The organism is Testudinibacter sp. TW-1, assembly GCF_050613185.1.
Taxonomy (GTDB): Bacteria; Pseudomonadota; Gammaproteobacteria; order Enterobacterales; family Pasteurellaceae; genus Chelonobacter.
Map to the genome: position 1 here is coordinate 1974773 of NZ_CP192511.1, position 16469 is coordinate 1991241.

The window sequence follows — 16469 nt, forward strand, 5'->3', positions numbered from 1 at the left end:
TGATCGGTGATCTGACCGCACTTTTTTGTTGCATTTAGTTGCGCTTAATACGGCACTTCCAAGCGCCCGCCGTCCAGATATTGGATGTTTTGCGGCAGGGTCAACACTTCGATTTCCGGATTGGGAGAAAGGAAGAAAATCCGATTATGGCGTGAAATCGCCTCAATCGGGAAGATAAAATCCACGCTACGGGTTTGATTCTGATCCATGCCGGAATTAAACACCACTTGGAATTCTTTATTAAAAATAATATGCCCTTGATAGGTATACAGCGTCAGCCATTCGATCGAATGGATTGGCTTTTGTGAGGTCACCTTGATTTGGTAGCGCAGTAGCAAGTTGGTTTCGCTTTGATCGGTCGTTAAAAAATACTCCGGTCCGCTCAGGTTGACGCGTGATTTAAATTCATTCAGTAACGGCGAATTGGGCGAAGCATAAGACAAAATGGTGTGTTCTGTCGCTTTGCTATTGCCGACATTGATATTGAACAATGCCGAACCGATAATTAAGGCGATCATCGCAATAAAAATAGAACCGTATTTAAAGAGTACATTCATCCTGAGTTTACCTGACAACATAATGTAGAAAGTCAACGGCAATCTACATTATGCCGTAAATTGCGGGGAGAACCGCACTTATTACTCTCGGTATTCTGACATAAATTGAGTGGCTTTTTCCACCATATTTTTTGAACCGACAAATAACGGAATACGTTGGTGCAACTCGGTCGGTTCAATATCCAGAATGCGGCGGTAGCCGTCGCTCGCCAATCCGCCGGCTTGTTCGGCTAAAAATGCCATCGGATTGCCTTCGTATAATAAACGCAGTTTGCCGAGCGGATAATGGGTGGACGTCGGATAGATATAAATGCCGCCTTTCAGCAAATTACGGTGGAAGTCGGACACCAACGAGCCGATATAACGCGAGGTGTAAGGGCGTTTGGTGCCGTCGTCTTCTTCTTGGCAATATTTCAGGTATTTTTTCACGCCCATCGGGAATTTCAAATAGTTGCCTTCGTTAATCGAGTAGCAAGTGCCGTTTTGCGGAATTTTGATATTTTCGTGGGAAAGAATAAATACCCCTAACGACGGATCATAGGTGAAGCCGTTGACACCGTTGCCGGTGGTGTAAACCAGCATGGTGGAGGAGCCGTAAACGATATAGCCGGCGGCAACCTGCTTATGTCCCGGTTGTAAAAAATCCTCCAACGTGACGGGAGTGCCGATTGGCGAAATACGGCGATAAATCGAGAAAATGGTGCCGACCGCCACATTGACGTCAATATTGGACGAGCCGTCGAGCGGATCGGTGAGGATTACATATTTGGCATTGCGGCCGCGTTCGGTATCAAACGCTACGAAGTTTTCTTCCTCTTCCGAGCCGAAACCCGCCACCTCGTCACGGGCAATCAAGGCGGCCTTCATTTTTTCGTGCGCGAAAGCGTCTAACTTCATCTGTGCTTCGCCTTGCACATTTTCCACGCCGGAGTTGCCGATGATGTCATTGGTCAATCCGGCTTTATTAATGTCACGATGAATAATTTTTGCCACTAAACGGATAGACGATAAAATGCCACTCAATTCGCCCCTGGCATTCGGATAGTCCGCCTGTTTTTCAACGATAAATTCGCCTAATGTTTTCATTTTTCCCCCAGTACGATAAATAGAATAATTAAACGGAAACCTGTGATATTTTATTGTATAATCGGCAGGCTTTATGTGGTTGATATTATAACAGTCATTTGCGTTGACGTTTGCCGGCAGCGTGCAAGTTGTGATCTCAACCACATTTTAATTGATAAAAGAGCGGTTAACGAATATGAAACAACAACATATCCATATTTTGGGGATTTGTGGCACCTTTATGGGCGGCGTGGCGATTATTGCGCGCCAAATGGGATATAACGTCACGGGATCGGACGTCAATGTCTATCCGCCGATGAGCACGTTTTTGCAAAAGAGCGGGATTGAGATTATCCCGAATTACGATCCGGCGCAGCTTAATCCGCAACCGGATATGGTGATCATAGGCAATGCGATGAAGCGCGGCAATCCGTGTGTGGAATATGTGTTGGATCACGCCATTCCTTATACTTCCGGCCCGCAATGGCTGCATGACAATTTATTGCGTCGGCGCAAAGTATTGGCGGTGTCCGGCACGCACGGCAAAACCACCACCAGCAGCATTTTGGCATGGATTTTAGCCGATAACGGCTTGAATCCCGGCTTTTTAATCGGCGGCGTAACCGGCAATTTCGCCACCTCGGCGCAATTGGGCGACAGTCCGTATTTTGTGATTGAAGCGGATGAGTACGATACGGCATTTTTTGACAAGCGTTCCAAGTTTGTGCATTACAACCCGAATACCTTGATTATTAACAATATCGGTTTTGATCATGCGGATATTTTCGATGATCTGGCGGCGATTCAGCGTCAATTCCACCATATGATTCGGATTATTCCGCAATCGGGCTTGGTGTTGTCGGCACAAGACGATGTCACGGTCAAACAGACGTTGGACATGGGCTGTTGGAGCGAACAGCAATTCTTAGGCGAAAACGAAGAGTGGTTTGCACAAAAAATTTCGCAAGACAGCAGCCATTTTGCCGTTTACCACCAGCGGCAAAAAGCGGCGGAAGTGGCATGGGAGGTGTTTGGCGAGCATAACATGCACAATGCGTTAATGGCGATTGCCGCAGCATACCGTGCCGGCGTGCCGGTTGAACAGGCTTGTGCTTCGTTGGCGACATTTATCAACACCAATCGTCGCTTGGAAGTGAAAGGGAAAGTGAAAGACATCACCGTATATGATGATTTTGCCCACCATCCGGCGGAAATTAGCGCAACCATTTCGGCCTTGCGTGATCGCGTCGGCGGCGCGAAACGGATTTTGGCGGTGTTAGAGCCGCGTTCCAATACCATGAAAATGGGCTTGCATAAAAATGAATTGGCGGCGTCATTGGTGAAGTCGGATTATGTCTTTTTGTTGCAGCCGGACAATATTCCGTGGGAAGTGGCGGAAATTGCCGAGAAATCGACCGTGCCGACGAAGTGGAGCGGCAATATCGAGTTGTTGATCGAGCTGATTGCGGCTGAAGCGCAAGCCGGTGATCATATTTTAATTATGAGCAACGGCAGTTTTGACGGTATTCACCAAAAGTTACTCGATAAGTTAGCGGCTTAAATTAGAAAAAGTAATGGTAATAATGTGACCTTTTTCACATTATCGGAATTAAAACGCTATATTTTTGAAATATCGAAAATAAAACGTGTAATTTCTAGTTTATGTTGGTACTATTCTACCGCTCTTTGAGTAGCACAAGATTTACCATGTCATGAAAATCAAATCTGGTTTGGTTGTAGTGTTGTAAGGTAAGATTTTTTTAATTATTTATTTAGGATGTAGCAATGTCTCAAGCAAAAGGAACCGTAAAATGGTTTAACGAAACTAAAGGTTTTGGTTTTTTACAAGTTGAAGGTGGCGAAGACGTATTCGTACACTTCTCGGCAATCCAAAGCGAAGGTTTCCGCACATTAAAAGAAGGCCAAGCTGTGCTTTTCAATATTGTTGATGATCAACGTGGTAAAAAAGCTGAGAATGTAACTGTCGTTGCTTAATGAGCTGACTTATCGAATTTTTAAAAGCTGCCCTTGTGGCGGCTTTTTTATTGGCTGTTGTTTCGGCTTGTCGGCGGTGGCAAAGTGCGGTTTACAAATGAAAAAAGCACCTCGAAAGGTGCTTTTAAGAATCTGGTTGCGGGGGCTGGATTTGAACCAACGACCTTCGGGTTATGAGCCCGACGAGCTACCAAGCTGCTCCACCCCGCGTCTGTGAGTGGCGTACTATACGCTTTTTTTAATAGAACGCAAGCCTGTTTTGATAATTTTTTTTCAAGCGTTTAAAAAATCGGCATTGCGCGTGTTTTTGCGGCAAAACCGCACTTTGTGTGCCGCTTTTTTATTCAAGAAACAAGCGTCATATGCCCTGTATTTTTTAGCCGTTTTTTGCTAAGGTATCCGCCCCTGAGATACGGGTTTCTTTCATTACAGAAATATAGACGGATTTTATGAAATTTAATTTTAAACTCGGTGTAGTGACAGCCACAGTGGTATTCTTATCAGCTTGCGGATCATCGCCGACGCAAACCGGTAATGCTTATAACGAACGTGCGGAACGTGAAAAGCTAGGTGCGGTTTACCAAGGACGCAGCTATGTCAGCCCGAACCAATATTTGTTTCCTGTTTCTCAGGTGGCGAATAAAAGCGGTGTGATCAATCAAGGGGATTTTTTAACCCAATTATCCGAAGTGCGGTCTTATTCGAGTAATTTGGTCAACCGCCATGCGGGCACTTACGGCAAAATCACCAATTGGGTGCTTTCCGGCGGGGATGTGAATCAATTAACCGATTTCGGCTTGAATTTAAAACAGCTCAGTGGTGAAGACGGCTATCAAAACGTGCTAATGACCGGTTACTATATCCCGGTTTTTCATGGTAGCGCGACTAAGAACAGCCGGTATCAACATCCGGTTTATGCTTTGCCGAAAAACAAACGTTATAGTCGTGCCGAGATCTATAACGGCGCTTTGAACGGGCAAGGCTTAGAACTGGCTTACAGCACCATGTACGATGTGTTTGCGATGGGGGTGCAGGGCAGTGGTTTTATGGATATGGGCAACGGTAAGCTGACCCATTTCGCCTATGGCGGGCAAAACGGGCATCAGTACACCGCCGTCGGGCGTTTATTGGTGGAAGACGGGGAGATCCCGAAAGAAAAAATGTCGATGCAGGCGATCAAAGAATGGGGGGAACGCAATCCGTCCCGCTTTCAAGCGTTGTTGGAACGCAATGCCTCTTATATCTATTTTAAAGTCGATCTGACCGATAAACCGAAAGGCGCGGCCGGAGTACCACTGATCGGTTTATCCTCAATTGCAGTGGACAAAAACATTATTCCGCTCGGCAGCATTGTGTTGGTCGAAATGCCACGGCTTGACAGTCAGGGCAATTGGACGGGACAGCATGATTTGCGCCTGGTGGTGGCGCTTGACGTTGGCGGTGCGATTAAGGGACAACACTTCGATCTCTATCAAGGTATCGGCGATAAAGCCGGTCAAACCGCCGGATTTTTGAAACACTATGGCCGCGCTTGGGTATTGAATTAACAACACATGGAACGAATTGATAATTACGAGCGCCGTTTTGGCGGCATTGGGCGTTTATACGGACAAGCTGAACTGGCACGTTTACAGGCGGCACATATTTGCGTGGTCGGGATCGGCGGGGTCGGTTCGTGGGCGGTGGAAGCGCTGGCGCGCAGCGGGGTCGGCAAACTGACCTTGATTGATATGGACGATATTTGCGTGACCAATGTCAATCGCCAAATCCATGCGTTAAGCGATAATATCGGCGCATTAAAAACCGACACCATGCAAGCGCGGATCACCCAAATCAATCCGCAATGTCAGGTGACGGTGATTGACGATTTTTTGACGCAGGAAAATCTATCGCACTATATCAGCAGCGAATTCGATTATGTGATTGACGCAATCGACAGTGTGAAAGTCAAAGCCGCACTGATTGCTTATTGCAAACGCCATAAAATCAAATTGATTACCACCGGCGGCGCAGGCGGGCAAACCGATCCGACCCAAATTCAAATTGCCGATCTAAGCCGTACTGTTCAAGATCCGCTGGCGGCAAAAGTGCGGTCGCTGTTGCGTAAAACGTACAATTTCACTCAAAATCCAAAACGAAAATTCGGGGTCGATTGCGTGTTTTCGACCCAACCGCTCATCTTTCCCAAAGTGGAAGGTGATTGCCACGTCTCCGCCAGCATGAATTGTGCCAACGGATTCGGCGCGGCAACGATGGTGACGGCGACCTTCGGGTTTTTTGCTGTTGCCAGAGTGCTGGAAAAGCTGTTACGGCAACCGGCAAACCAATCGGGGATAATCCCCTAATCTTAACAAGGAAAAAGCATGAAAATAATAAATAAATCGCTGGCAGGCGTGCTCCTCTCAACCATTGCCTATACTGCCCAGGCAGACGTGATCACCACGGTGAAACCGCTCGGTTTTATCGCCGCAGCAATTGCTGACGGCGTAACCGGCACGCAGGTGTTATTGCCGACCGGCGCTTCGCCGCATGATTACCATCTGCGTCCGTCTGATTTGCAAAAATTGCAGCAAGCGGATCTGGTGGTGTGGATTGGTGCGGATATGGAAACGTTTTTGAGCAAGAGTATTGGACGTTTAGCGGCGGCAAAAGTATTGCAGATTGATAAAATCGACAATATTCAACAGTTGCTAGGCGAGGCATTACACGTGCACGCTGATGGCGACCACGACCACGACCACGACCACGACCACGACCACGACCACGACCACGACCACGACCACGACCACGACCACGACCACGACCACGACCACGACCACGACCACGACCACGACCACAACCACGACCACAACCACGACCACAACCACGATCATGATGGACCGCCGGGAAATGATGATGCACACGATCATGACCATGATCATCACGATCACGCCCACGGTGGTTTGGAAACCGATTGGCACGTCTGGTTCTCCGGCGAGATCAGTGAAAAAATTGCCGAGCAAATAGCACAACGCTTGGCACAGGATTATCCGAATAAAACGGATTTGATTAACCGGAATTTAGCGGAATTTAAGCAGAACGTTGCTGCAAAACAACAACAGCTGAAAACCCAGCTTGATCCAGTGAAGCAAACCGGTTATTACGTTTTCCATGACGCCTACGGTTATTTTGAACGCCAATACGGTTTAAATCATCTTGGCGCATTCACGATTAATCCTGCCGTAGCGCCGGGCGCGAAAACGCTGAACGAGATCAAAGCGGATATTCAGGCGCACAAGGCACAATGCCTGTTTGCCGAACCGCAATTTACGCCGCGTTTGCTAGAAATGCTGCATAAAAGCACCGGGGTAAAATTGGGCGTGCTTGATCCGATGGGCGAAAAAATCGCAATCGGCAAAACCGCTTACACGGAATACCTGCAATCGCTTGCCGATAGTTTCAGCGGGTGTTTAGCGCAGAAATAAAGTAAACTTTTTTCAGGTTTGAATGGTCTAACACCTTGCATTGTGCAAGGTGTTTTTGTTTTTATGAATGAATTTATTGGCTGGATTATTACCGGGAACAGACATGAAAAATAACATTATCGCGTTAATCACCACGTTTGCTTTGAGTTCCCCGCTGTTAGCGAATGGTTTATCACTCGAACAGCAGCGCGAGATTTACCGCAAAGCGGAAAGTTTATTGCCGTTGTCGGCGGAGAAAAAACAGTTTGCATTGGTGGATAAATTAATCGAACAATTGCCCGATTATCCGCTGCTGCCATACCTGCAATATCAACGTTTAATCAGTGATAGCGAACAATTGAACGCGGAAAAGATCCGCCAATTCGCCCTGCAATATCCAGAACTGGCGCAACGGCAGAATCTTGACCGCACTTGGTATCAAACCTTGCAAAAACGGCAGGATTGGCAAGGGATTTTACAGTTTTCCGCAGTTGCGCCGAACGATCTGATTTCGCGTTGTATCCATTTTTCCGCACAAGCCAGAGCGGCGGAAAACCAAAATGAACCGGCGCAAACCGCACTTTGGCAAGCGGTCGGCAAGTTGTGGCTAAACGGCGGTTCATTGCCGTCGGCGTGTGATGATATTTTTCATTTATGGCAAACTGCGGGGCAGCAAAGCGATGATAACGTGCGTGCGCGCGCATTGTTAGCCTTTGAAAAAGGCAGCGACGGCGTATTGCGCCATTTGCGCAATCAAAGCGATGATGTGGTGTTGACCAACTGGCTGGAAAGCTTGGTGGAATTGCACAGCAATCCGCAAACGCTGAGCTTGTTTGTGCAAACGGCGGCGCTTAATCCGCAAAACCGTGCGATTGTCAATCAAAGCTTTGCCCGTTATATTCAACGGCAGCATGAAACCCAATTTAATCCTGCGGATCCGTTTGCCGAATATCAACAATGGGGGACGCGTTTCGGTTTGGATCAAGGCCAATTAAACGGTTGGCGCGCTGCGGTAGTCAGCAAACTGTTTGATTCCGAGAATCCGCAAATTCAGCAATGGCGCGATCAACAAGTGCGGTTATTACAGCAAGACAATCTGACCGAACGCCGCATTCGTTTGGCAATTTTGGCGCAGCAGGATCTTGAACCGTGGCTGAATTTATTATCGACTAACGGTAAAAACCAACAAGAGTGGCGTTTTTGGCAAGCCTTTAATGATGATAAAAAAGGCAAAACGGCACAGGCGCAGCGGCAATGGCAAGGCTTGGCAAAGGAGCGCGGATTTTATCCGATGTTGGCAGCGGAACAACTTAAGCTGGATTATAAACCGCACTTTGACATATTAAACCCGACCGAAGCGGAAACGCAGCTGCAATCCGCCCAACCGGCTTTGCGCCAAATCGACGAATTTTTGGCGATCAACCAATTTGACCAAGCAAAGCAGGCGTGGTTAGCCTTGTTGGCACAAAGCGATAAAGCACGGCAAATCGCATTGGCAGAGTATGCCAATCAAAAACACTGGTATGAATTCGGCGTGCAAGCGACGATTCAAGCCAAAGCCTGGAGCTATCTGGCGCAACGTCTGCCGTTGGCATATCCGCTCTGGTTTGAGCTGAATTTGCAGGGAAAGTGGGTGCCGCAAAGTTTTGCGATGGCGATTGCACGTCAAGAGAGTGCTTGGGACGTGCGGGCGCAATCACACGCTAACGCGCGCGGTTTAATGCAGTTATTGCCAAGTACGGCGAAGGCCACCGCCGATAAATTCGCGTTGCCGTATAACAATGAACGCCAGTTGTTTCAGGCTTTTGATAACATTATGCTCGGCACGCAGCATTTGCAGGAACTGGCAGACCGTTTCGGCGAAAACCGGATTTTTATCGCCGCCGCCTATAATGCCGGCAGCAGTCGTGTCGAGCGGTGGCTGGCGCGATCCGGTGGGCGTTTAAGCATGGCGGAATTTATTGCCACCATTCCGTTTTATGAAACGCGCGGTTATGTGCAAAATGTGCTGACCTTTGATTATTATTACCGCATGTTAACGCAGCAACCGTTAATAAAATTCGCCAAAAGCGAAACTGATCGCTTATACTAGTGCAATAGTATTTTTAGCGGAGGATCATATGGCGAAGCAAAAACAACAGCAATGGCAGGATTTTATCGAACTGCTGCGCGCCGCTTTTCGTGACGGACGGGAAGAAGCGCTATTAACGTTATTATTGACGTCTGACGAACGTGACGCGGTTGGATTGCGGGTGAAAATCGTTGATGCGTTATTGGAGAAGGCGCTGTCGCAACGTGAAATTCAGCAACAACTCAACACTAGCGCCGCCACCATTACGCGCGGCTCGAATATGCTGAAAACCATGCCCGATGAATTTTTACAATGGTTGCAACAACATTAAGTGATGATTAAGCGGCTTAGAAAACGCTTTGGGCGCAGCCAATGGCGGCAACGGTTATGCAAATGGGCTTGGCGTTTTGTCCTGTTCGGGCTGGTGCTGACCGCACTTTTACGGGTTGTGCCGCTGCCGTTTTCCGCCTATATGGCGCAACAGCAGCTTTCCCACTGGCTGCGTGCCGATTTTTCCTATCGGCTAAAATACGATTGGGTCGGTCTCGACAAGATCAGCTGGCAAATGCAAATGGCGGTGATTGCCGCCGAAGATCAACGCTTTGATCAACACTTCGGCTTGGATTTTGACGCGATCCGGTCTGCGTTGGATGATAACGCCAATTCAAATCGCACGCGCGGCGGTTCGACCATTTCACAGCAAACTGCCAAGAATCTCTATTTATGGCACGGACAGAGTTGGCTGCGCAAAGGGATTGAAGTGCCGGTTACTTTGTTGCTCGAAACGTTGTGGAATAAAAAACGGATTTTAGAAGTGTATCTGAATATCGCTGAATTTGGCGACGGTATTTTCGGGGTGGAAGCTGCGGCACGACATTATTTCAACAAATCGGCGGTACAGCTGAATCTCAACGAAGCCGCGCTATTGGCGGCAGTGTTGCCCAATCCGATCGTATATAAAGTCAATAAACCGTCGGCAACGTTGCAACGTAAACAACTGTGGATTATGCGCCAGATTAATGCTTTGGGCGGCAAGGCATTTTTAAAGAAACTGTCCTAATCGAAAATAAGCTAAAGGACACGAACTTTCGCAAAAATTCACACTCTAAATTGCATTCTTTATTTTTATTAATACTAAAGGCAACTAAATGTCTCATCTTAAAAAATTTTTCGGACCGCTGTATCCCGCGGTCATCTTCTTTTTTGTTAATCTGATTATCCTTTCCCTTAGCCGTATCGGGCTTGCCGTGTGGCAGCACGAGCGGGTAAGTGCGGTCGACGGTTGGACGGAATTGCTGTTGCAAGGCGTGCGGATTGACATTGTGGCGCTGTGTTGGTTGTTTGGCTTGTTTGCGCTGTTAAGCGTATTGCTGATTTCCGATAATAAATTGGGGCGTGCCTATTTGTGGCTGTTGCGCGTGGTGCTGACGGCGGGCAGCGTGTTCATTCTGTTTATGGAGGCTTCAACGCCGGATTTTATCGCGACCTACGATTTCCGCCCGAACCGCCTGTTTATCGAATATTTGGTCAATCCGAAAGAAGTGTTCACCATGTTGGCGAACGGGCATTTGTTGTCGTTGGTGTCGGTTCCGGCGCTGTCGATTGCGCTGACCTGGTTGTATTGGCGCTTGGCAAAACGCGTGACCACAAATTTACATGATTTCCGTTGGCGTTTTCGTCCGCTGATCGCCCTGTTGGTGGCGGGATTAGTGTTTATCGGTGCGCGCTCCAGTTTACAACATCGCGGGATCAATCCGTCAATGGTGGCGTTTTCTTCCGATGGTTTGGTCAATTCGCTGGTGCTGAACTCCGGCTATTCGGTGTTGTTTGCATTGCAGCAGATGAAAGATGAAGATAAATCCTCGGAAACTTACGGCAAAATGCCGTTTGATGAAGTGTTACACACCCTGAAAACCTCGCGTGGCAGGGCGGACGGCGACTATCTTAACTCGGATATTCCGACCTTAACCTTTAACCAAGCCAGCTATCAAGGTAAGCCGAAAAACATCGTGATTATCTTGCAAGAAAGCTTGGGAGCACAATTTATCGGCACGCTCGGTGGCAAACCCCTTTCCCCGCACTTTGATCAACTTGCGCAGCAGGGATGGTTATTTGAAAATCTGTATGCCACCGGCACCCGTTCGGTGCGTGGCATTGAAGCGGTCACCTCCGGTTTCACGCCGACACCGGCAAGAGCGGTGGTCAAACTGCCCGGCAGTCAAAACGGCTTTTTCAATATTGCCGAATTATTGAAACGGCAGGGCTACCATACCTCGTTTATTTACGGCGGTGAAAAGCATTTTGATAATATGGCGGGCTTTTTCTACGGTAACGGCTTTGAAACGATTGTCGATCAAGCCGATTACAAAAATCCGAAATTTGTCGCCACATGGGGCATGAGCGACGAAGATCTGTTCGATAAAGCCAATGAAAAATTCAACGAATGGAACAAAGACGGACAGCCGTTTTTCAGCTTGGTGTTCACCTCCAGCAACCACGATCCGTTTGAGTTTCCTGATAATAAAATTGAGTTGTATGAACAACCGAAGCAGACGCGTAATAACGCCGCCAAATATGCCGATTTTGCCTTGGGCTACTTCTTTGAATTAGCTAAAAAATCCGATTATTGGCAAGATACGCTGTTTTTAGTGGTGGCGGATCATGATTCCCGCGCCGCAGGGGCGGCGTTGGTGCCGATTCAAAATTTCCACATTCCGGCATTGATTTTGGGGGAAGGCGTAGAACCGCGGCGCGATTCCCGCTTAGTCAGCCAGATCGATTTACCGACCACCTTGTTGTCATTAGCGGGAATCAGCGGCGAACATCCGATGTGGGGTTATGATTTGACGCAAGCGGCGGATCCCAATCGGGCATTAATGCAATTCGATAAGAATTTGGCATACATGAAAGGCGATGAAGTGACGATTTTGCAACCGAATATCGCAGCAAAAGGCTTCCGGTATGATCCGCAAACGCAACAATTGACGGCAAGCGACTTGAATCCGCAATCGGCAAAAGAAGCGTTGGCGTATGCTTTGTGGGGCAGTTACAGTTATAAAAACCGTTTATATAAATTGCCGCCTGTCGCAGCGGAAAAACGTGAAGTGAAATAATTTCCGACAAAAGCAACATGGCAGAAGTAACGAAAGTGCGGTAGAATTTGCCTTTTACCGCACTTTTGCTTTTATCTTAACTTCTATTTATTATGCGACTTTTTATTGCCGAAAAACCCAGTCTAGGACGTGCGATTGCCGATGTGTTGCCGAAACCGCAACAGCGCGGCGACGGCTTTATCAAGTGCGGTGCGGACGACTATGTAACCTGGTGTATCGGGCATTTGCTCGAGCAAGCCGAGCCGGATGCCTATAACCCCGATTTCAAACAATGGCGGCTGGAACACCTGCCGATCATTCCCGAACAGTGGCAACTCAATCCAAAGCAGAGCACAGCCAAACAGCTGAATGTGGTGCTGAAACTGATCCGACAAGCGGATCAACTGGTTAACGCCGGCGACCCTGATCGCGAAGGGCAACTGCTGGTGGACGAAGTGTTTAGTTATGCCGGTTTGAGCGAGCAAAAACGCAGCCAAATCCAACGCTGTTTAATCAGCGATCTCAACCCAAGTGCGGTTGAACGCGCGATCCAAAAACTGCAATCCAACCGGGATTTTATTCCGCTTGCCACTTCGGCATTGGCGCGAGCCCGCGCCGATTGGCTGTACGGGATTAATATGACGCGCGCTTACACCATTCGCGGCAGACAAGCCGGTTATAACGGCGTGTTATCGGTCGGGCGGGTACAAACACCGGTGTTGGGCTTGATTGTACGTCGTGATCTGGAGATCGAACATTTCCAACCGAAAGATTTTTATGAAGTGCTGGCGCATATTCGAACCAACGATCAGCCTGCGCAAACCTTTACCGCACTTTGGCAGCCGAGCAAAGCCTGTGAGGATTACCAAGACGACAACGGGCGGATTTTGTCATTGCCGTTGGCGGAAAATGTGGTGAAACGTATCACAGGGCAGCCGGCGACGGTCACCCAATACAGCGATACCCAAGAGAAAGAAACCGCACCCTTGCCGTATTCGTTATCGGCGTTGCAGATTGACGCGGGTAAGCGTTACGGCTTATCGGCGCAACAGGTGTTGGACACCTGCCAGCGTTTATATGAAGTGCATAAATTGATTACCTATCCGCGCTCCGACTGCCGCTATCTGCCGGAGGAGCATTTTGCCCAGCGAAGTGCGGTATTGGGGGCGGTTTCAGCGCATAGCCAGCGCTATCAAAGCGTGCCGGAGATTGTTAATCCGAATCAGCGCAACCGTTGTTGGAACGATAAAAAAGTCGAAGCGCACCATGCCATTATCCCGACTGCCAATAAAAAACCGCTTGCGTTGTCGCAAACCGAGCAGCAGATTTACGACTTAATCGCACGCCAGTACCTGTTTCAATTCTGCCCCGACGCCGAATATCGCAAAACCAAAATCGGTTTGGAAATTGCCGGTGGTCAATTCTCGGCACAGGCGCGCGGCTTGCAAACCGCCGGTTGGAAACAGTTGTTAGGCAAAGAGGATCAAGATGAAAACCAACAGCCGCCGCTGCCGAAAGTGAAAAAAGGCGAGGTGTTGCAGTGTGAAAAAGGCGAAATCGTCAGCAAAAAAACGCAACCGCCGAAACCGTTCAGCGACGCAACTTTGTTGTCGGCAATGACCGGGATTGCGCGTTTCGTGCAAGATAAAGAATTGAAAAAAATCCTGCGTGAAACCGACGGATTAGGCACAGAGGCCACGCGCGCCGGAATTATCGAATTGCTGTTTAAGCGCGGTTTTATCATGAAAAAAGGGCGAGCCATCGTCAGCACCGACGCCGGGCGGATTTTAATCCAAGCCCTACCGGAAAGTGCCACTTTGCCGGACATGACCGCGCATTGGGAATCGCAACTGGACGGTATCAGCCGCAAGCAGGCAAGTTATCAGCAATTTATGCAACAATTGCTGACAACGTTACCGCAAATGTTGCACCAATACAGCTTTCAATCATTGCGTTTGCTCAACCAAGTCAGTGCGCAAGCGAAAAGCGGCAAACCCAAAAGCAGTCGTGCGAAAAAAGCGGCAAAAACCACGGCGAAAAGCGCAAGTGCGGTCGCGGTTGATTGAAATTAAGTCAGTTAAAGCCGATTTCACAAAATAAACTTGCACGGATTTCAGGCTTTCGCTACTATGCGCAGGTTAAATTTAATTATTTTCGCTTTGTCATCAATAAAATCAATGACGGGGCATATCAATCGGCACAACGACTAAATAACCAGTGTAGAGAATTATGTACGAAATTTTAATTATTGCTTATATCGTGGTTTCCGTTGCCTTAATCGGCTTCGTGTTATTGCAACAAGGCAAAGGCGCGGATATGGGCGCTTCTTTCGGCTCCGGTGCGTCAGGCACAATCTTCGGTGCCGCCGGTTCCGCTAACTTTTTATCACGCAGCACGGCGATTTTGGCGATTTTGTTCTTCATTATTGCGTTGGTGATCGGCAATATCAATACCCACCGTCAAGCACCGGCCGGTACATTTGATGACTTAACCAACGAAGCGCAAAAATTGGAACAACAAAATGCAATCCCTGCGTTAGAGGTTCCGGCTAACAGCGATATTCCTCAATAATAAACAGTTAAACGCTCTGGTGGTGGAATTGGTAGACACGCTATCTTGAGGGGGTAGTGTCCATAGGATGTGCGGGTTCAAGTCCCGCCCAGAGCACCAAAAACAAACGGCAATCGAGAGATTGCCGTTTTTGTTTGTTTAAACAGGATAAAAGCCGTGGACTGATACCACGGCTCATCGAATTATTTCAACTGTGCAAAACAGATTTCTGCCGCAGCGAGGGTTTTCTCAATATCGCTTGTGCTGTGTGCCAACGACATAAAACCAGCTTCGAACGCAGACGGGGCGAGGTAAACCCCTTGTTGCAACATGGCGTGGAAGAATTGGTTGAAACGTTCGCTGTCGCACGCCATGACTTGTTGATAGCTGCTGACTTCCGCTTGATCGGTGAAGTAGATACCGAACATGCCGCCGACATCATTCACGACTAACGGAATGTGATGTTTTGCCGCGCGTTGTTTCAAACCTTCGGCAAGCTGACGGGTTAAGTCGGCTAATTTCCGTTCGTTACCGCACTTGGATAGCTCGGTTAAACAGGCAAGCCCCGCCGCCATCGCAATCGGGTTGCCGGATAAGGTTCCGGCTTGATAAACCGGTCCGATTGGCGCAAGGTGTTGCATAATCTCTTTTTTGCCGCCGAATGCGCCGACCGGCATACCTCCGCCGATGACTTTGCCTAAACAGGTGAGATCCGGTTTCACCTTGTAATACGCTTGTGCCCCGCCCAGCGCCACGCGGAAGCCGGTCATCACTTCGTCGATGATGAAGACTGCGCCATATTGATCGCACAGTTCGCGCAAGCCTTGTAAAAAGCCGTCTTTCGGCGGTACGCAATTCATATTACCGGCAACCGGTTCCACGATAATGCAAGCAATGTCGTTTGGATACTGTTCGAATACTTGTCTGACCGAATCCAGATCATTGTATTGGCAAACTTGGGTGTGTTTGGTGAAATCGGCAGGCACGCCCGGGGAGCTTGGTTGCCCTAAGGTGAGTGCGCCGGAACCGGCTTTGACCAGCAATGCGTCAGCGTGTCCGTGATAGCAGCCTTCGAACTTGATAAGTTTATCACGTCCGGTATAACCGCGCGCCAAGCGGATTGCCGACATGGTGGCTTCGGTGCCGGAGCTGACCATGCGCACCATTTCGATTGACGGCACGAGTTTGCATACCAGTTGCGCCAATTCGATCTCAAGTGCGGTCGGCGCGCCGAAGCTCAAGCCTTTTTGCGCGGTTTCAATCACCGCATTGCGGATTGCCGGGTGGTTGTGCCCTAAAATCATCGGCCCCCAAGAGCCGACATAATCAATGTAGTGTTTGCCGTCGCTATCATAAATATAGGCGCCGTCGGCTTTTTCGATAAATAACGGTGTGCCGCCCACACCTTTAAACGCGCGCACCGGCGAATTCACGCCGCCGGGAATTACGGCTTGGGCTTGTTGGAAAAGTTGTTCGGAATGTGTCATGATATTGTTCCTATTATTTGCAATCAATTCAGTCGGATATTGTACTTGAAATTAATCTTTTTTACGCAGAAATAAAAAAAGATTATCGGCTGAATTTATCTTATGCTATTCTTTGCCAATTTAGGACAGCCTAAAATAAGCGGGTTGTTTTTAGCAAAGTGGTTGTTAAACCACGAAATATGGATTTTAATCCCGGAAAATGACGTTTT

The 16469-nt window shown here is 48.4% G+C and carries 14 protein-coding genes and 2 tRNA genes; 12 read left to right on the forward strand and 4 right to left on the reverse strand.

All coding sequences use genetic code 11. The features are described from left to right. Nucleotides 1–44 precede the first annotated feature (44 nt). Together ACQ31U_RS09450 and fbp are read right to left on the reverse strand one after the other, a co-directional pair. Entirely contained in the window at nucleotides 45–557 is a 513-nt protein-coding gene (locus ACQ31U_RS09450) for a hypothetical protein (RefSeq protein ID WP_431051473.1), read from the reverse strand. Nucleotides 558–638: 81 nt separating this feature from the next. After that, nucleotides 639–1643: a class 1 fructose-bisphosphatase gene (gene fbp / locus ACQ31U_RS09455; RefSeq protein WP_431051475.1), complete on the reverse strand. Its 1005-nt coding sequence runs from the start codon at nucleotides 1641–1643 to the stop codon at nucleotides 639–641. 175 nt (nucleotides 1644–1818) lie between these two features. Here fbp and mpl point away from each other — a divergent pair, with 175 nt between their 5' ends. Continuing rightward, complete coding sequence (gene mpl / locus ACQ31U_RS09460) at nucleotides 1819–3183, forward strand: UDP-N-acetylmuramate:L-alanyl-gamma-D-glutamyl-meso-diaminopimelate ligase (RefSeq protein WP_431051476.1); 1365 nt, start codon at nucleotides 1819–1821, stop codon at nucleotides 3181–3183. A 224-nt stretch (nucleotides 3184–3407) separates the two neighbouring features. After that, nucleotides 3408–3617: a cold-shock protein gene (locus tag ACQ31U_RS09465; RefSeq protein WP_431051478.1), complete on the forward strand. Its 210-nt coding sequence runs from the start codon at nucleotides 3408–3410 to the stop codon at nucleotides 3615–3617. A gap of 133 nt (nucleotides 3618–3750) precedes the next feature. Here ACQ31U_RS09465 and ACQ31U_RS09470 read toward each other — a convergent pair. Further along, nucleotides 3751–3827, reverse strand: a tRNA-Met gene (locus tag ACQ31U_RS09470). A gap of 239 nt (nucleotides 3828–4066) precedes the next feature. On the opposite strand from ACQ31U_RS09470, the gene mltA reads away from it, so the two are divergent. The 10 genes from mltA (at nucleotide 4067) to ACQ31U_RS09520 (ending at nucleotide 14893) form a co-directional block, all read left to right on the forward strand. Continuing rightward, nucleotides 4067–5164, forward strand: coding sequence for a murein transglycosylase A (gene mltA, locus ACQ31U_RS09475; RefSeq protein WP_431051480.1), 1098 nt, complete (start codon nucleotides 4067–4069; stop codon nucleotides 5162–5164). A gap of 6 nt (nucleotides 5165–5170) precedes the next feature. Beyond that, nucleotides 5171–5962 (forward strand): tRNA cyclic N6-threonylcarbamoyladenosine(37) synthase TcdA, encoded by a 792-nt coding sequence (gene tcdA, locus ACQ31U_RS09480; protein ID WP_431051482.1) that lies wholly within the window; start codon nucleotides 5171–5173, stop codon nucleotides 5960–5962. 18 nt (nucleotides 5963–5980) lie between these two features. Further along, a complete protein-coding gene (znuA, locus tag ACQ31U_RS09485; RefSeq protein ID WP_431051484.1) occupies nucleotides 5981–7081 on the forward strand; it encodes a zinc ABC transporter substrate-binding protein ZnuA in 1101 nt (366 codons plus the stop codon). 103 nt (nucleotides 7082–7184) lie between these two features. Next, nucleotides 7185–9152, forward strand: coding sequence for a transglycosylase SLT domain-containing protein (locus ACQ31U_RS09490; RefSeq protein ID WP_431051486.1), 1968 nt, complete (start codon nucleotides 7185–7187; stop codon nucleotides 9150–9152). 28 nt (nucleotides 9153–9180) lie between these two features. Further along, the gene (gene trpR / locus ACQ31U_RS09495) at nucleotides 9181–9462 is read left to right on the forward strand and encodes a trp operon repressor (protein ID WP_431051488.1); all 282 of its coding nucleotides are present in this window, start codon (nucleotides 9181–9183) and stop codon (nucleotides 9460–9462) included. A 3-nt stretch (nucleotides 9463–9465) separates the two neighbouring features. Beyond that, entirely contained in the window at nucleotides 9466–10191 is a 726-nt protein-coding gene (gene mtgA, locus ACQ31U_RS09500; RefSeq protein WP_431051490.1) for a monofunctional biosynthetic peptidoglycan transglycosylase, read from the forward strand. A gap of 88 nt (nucleotides 10192–10279) precedes the next feature. Continuing rightward, entirely contained in the window at nucleotides 10280–12244 is a 1965-nt protein-coding gene (locus ACQ31U_RS09505) for an LTA synthase family protein (protein WP_431051492.1), read from the forward strand. A gap of 92 nt (nucleotides 12245–12336) precedes the next feature. After that, nucleotides 12337–14289, forward strand: coding sequence for a DNA topoisomerase III (locus tag ACQ31U_RS09510; RefSeq protein ID WP_431051494.1), 1953 nt, complete (start codon nucleotides 12337–12339; stop codon nucleotides 14287–14289). Between the two features lie 163 nt (nucleotides 14290–14452). After that, on the forward strand, nucleotides 14453–14794 hold the full coding sequence (secG, locus tag ACQ31U_RS09515; protein ID WP_431051496.1) for a preprotein translocase subunit SecG: 342 nt from the start codon (nucleotides 14453–14455) through the stop codon (nucleotides 14792–14794). Between the two features lie 13 nt (nucleotides 14795–14807). After that, a tRNA-Leu gene (locus ACQ31U_RS09520) sits at nucleotides 14808–14893 on the forward strand. An 83-nt stretch (nucleotides 14894–14976) separates the two neighbouring features. Here ACQ31U_RS09520 and hemL read toward each other — a convergent pair. After that, the gene (hemL, locus tag ACQ31U_RS09525) at nucleotides 14977–16260 is read right to left on the reverse strand and encodes a glutamate-1-semialdehyde 2,1-aminomutase (RefSeq protein ID WP_431051498.1); all 1284 of its coding nucleotides are present in this window, start codon (nucleotides 16258–16260) and stop codon (nucleotides 14977–14979) included. Nucleotides 16261–16469: the final 209 nt, after the last annotated feature.

Bases quoted from the DNA above. Each gene is read 5' to 3' on its own strand.
- trpR (WP_431051488.1), top strand. From the start codon at position 9,181: ATGGCGAAGCAAAAACAACAGCAATGGCAGGATTTTATCGAACTGCTG.
- mpl (WP_431051476.1), top strand. From the start codon at position 1,819: ATGAAACAACAACATATCCATATTTTGGGGATTTGTGGCACCTTTATG.
- ACQ31U_RS09505 (WP_431051492.1), top strand. From the start codon at position 10,280: ATGTCTCATCTTAAAAAATTTTTCGGACCGCTGTATCCCGCGGTCATC.
- tcdA (WP_431051482.1), top strand. From the start codon at position 5,171: ATGGAACGAATTGATAATTACGAGCGCCGTTTTGGCGGCATTGGGCGT.
- mtgA (WP_431051490.1), top strand. From the start codon at position 9,466: ATGATTAAGCGGCTTAGAAAACGCTTTGGGCGCAGCCAATGGCGGCAA.
- hemL (WP_431051498.1), bottom strand. From the start codon at position 16,260: ATGACACATTCCGAACAACTTTTCCAACAAGCCCAAGCCGTAATTCCC.
- mltA (WP_431051480.1), top strand. From the start codon at position 4,067: ATGAAATTTAATTTTAAACTCGGTGTAGTGACAGCCACAGTGGTATTC.
- ACQ31U_RS09490 (WP_431051486.1), top strand. From the start codon at position 7,185: ATGAAAAATAACATTATCGCGTTAATCACCACGTTTGCTTTGAGTTCC.
- znuA (WP_431051484.1), top strand. From the start codon at position 5,981: ATGAAAATAATAAATAAATCGCTGGCAGGCGTGCTCCTCTCAACCATT.
- ACQ31U_RS09465 (WP_431051478.1), top strand. From the start codon at position 3,408: ATGTCTCAAGCAAAAGGAACCGTAAAATGGTTTAACGAAACTAAAGGT.
- ACQ31U_RS09510 (WP_431051494.1), top strand. From the start codon at position 12,337: ATGCGACTTTTTATTGCCGAAAAACCCAGTCTAGGACGTGCGATTGCC.
- fbp (WP_431051475.1), bottom strand. From the start codon at position 1,643: ATGAAAACATTAGGCGAATTTATCGTTGAAAAACAGGCGGACTATCCG.
- secG (WP_431051496.1), top strand. From the start codon at position 14,453: ATGTACGAAATTTTAATTATTGCTTATATCGTGGTTTCCGTTGCCTTA.
- ACQ31U_RS09450 (WP_431051473.1), bottom strand. From the start codon at position 557: ATGAATGTACTCTTTAAATACGGTTCTATTTTTATTGCGATGATCGCC.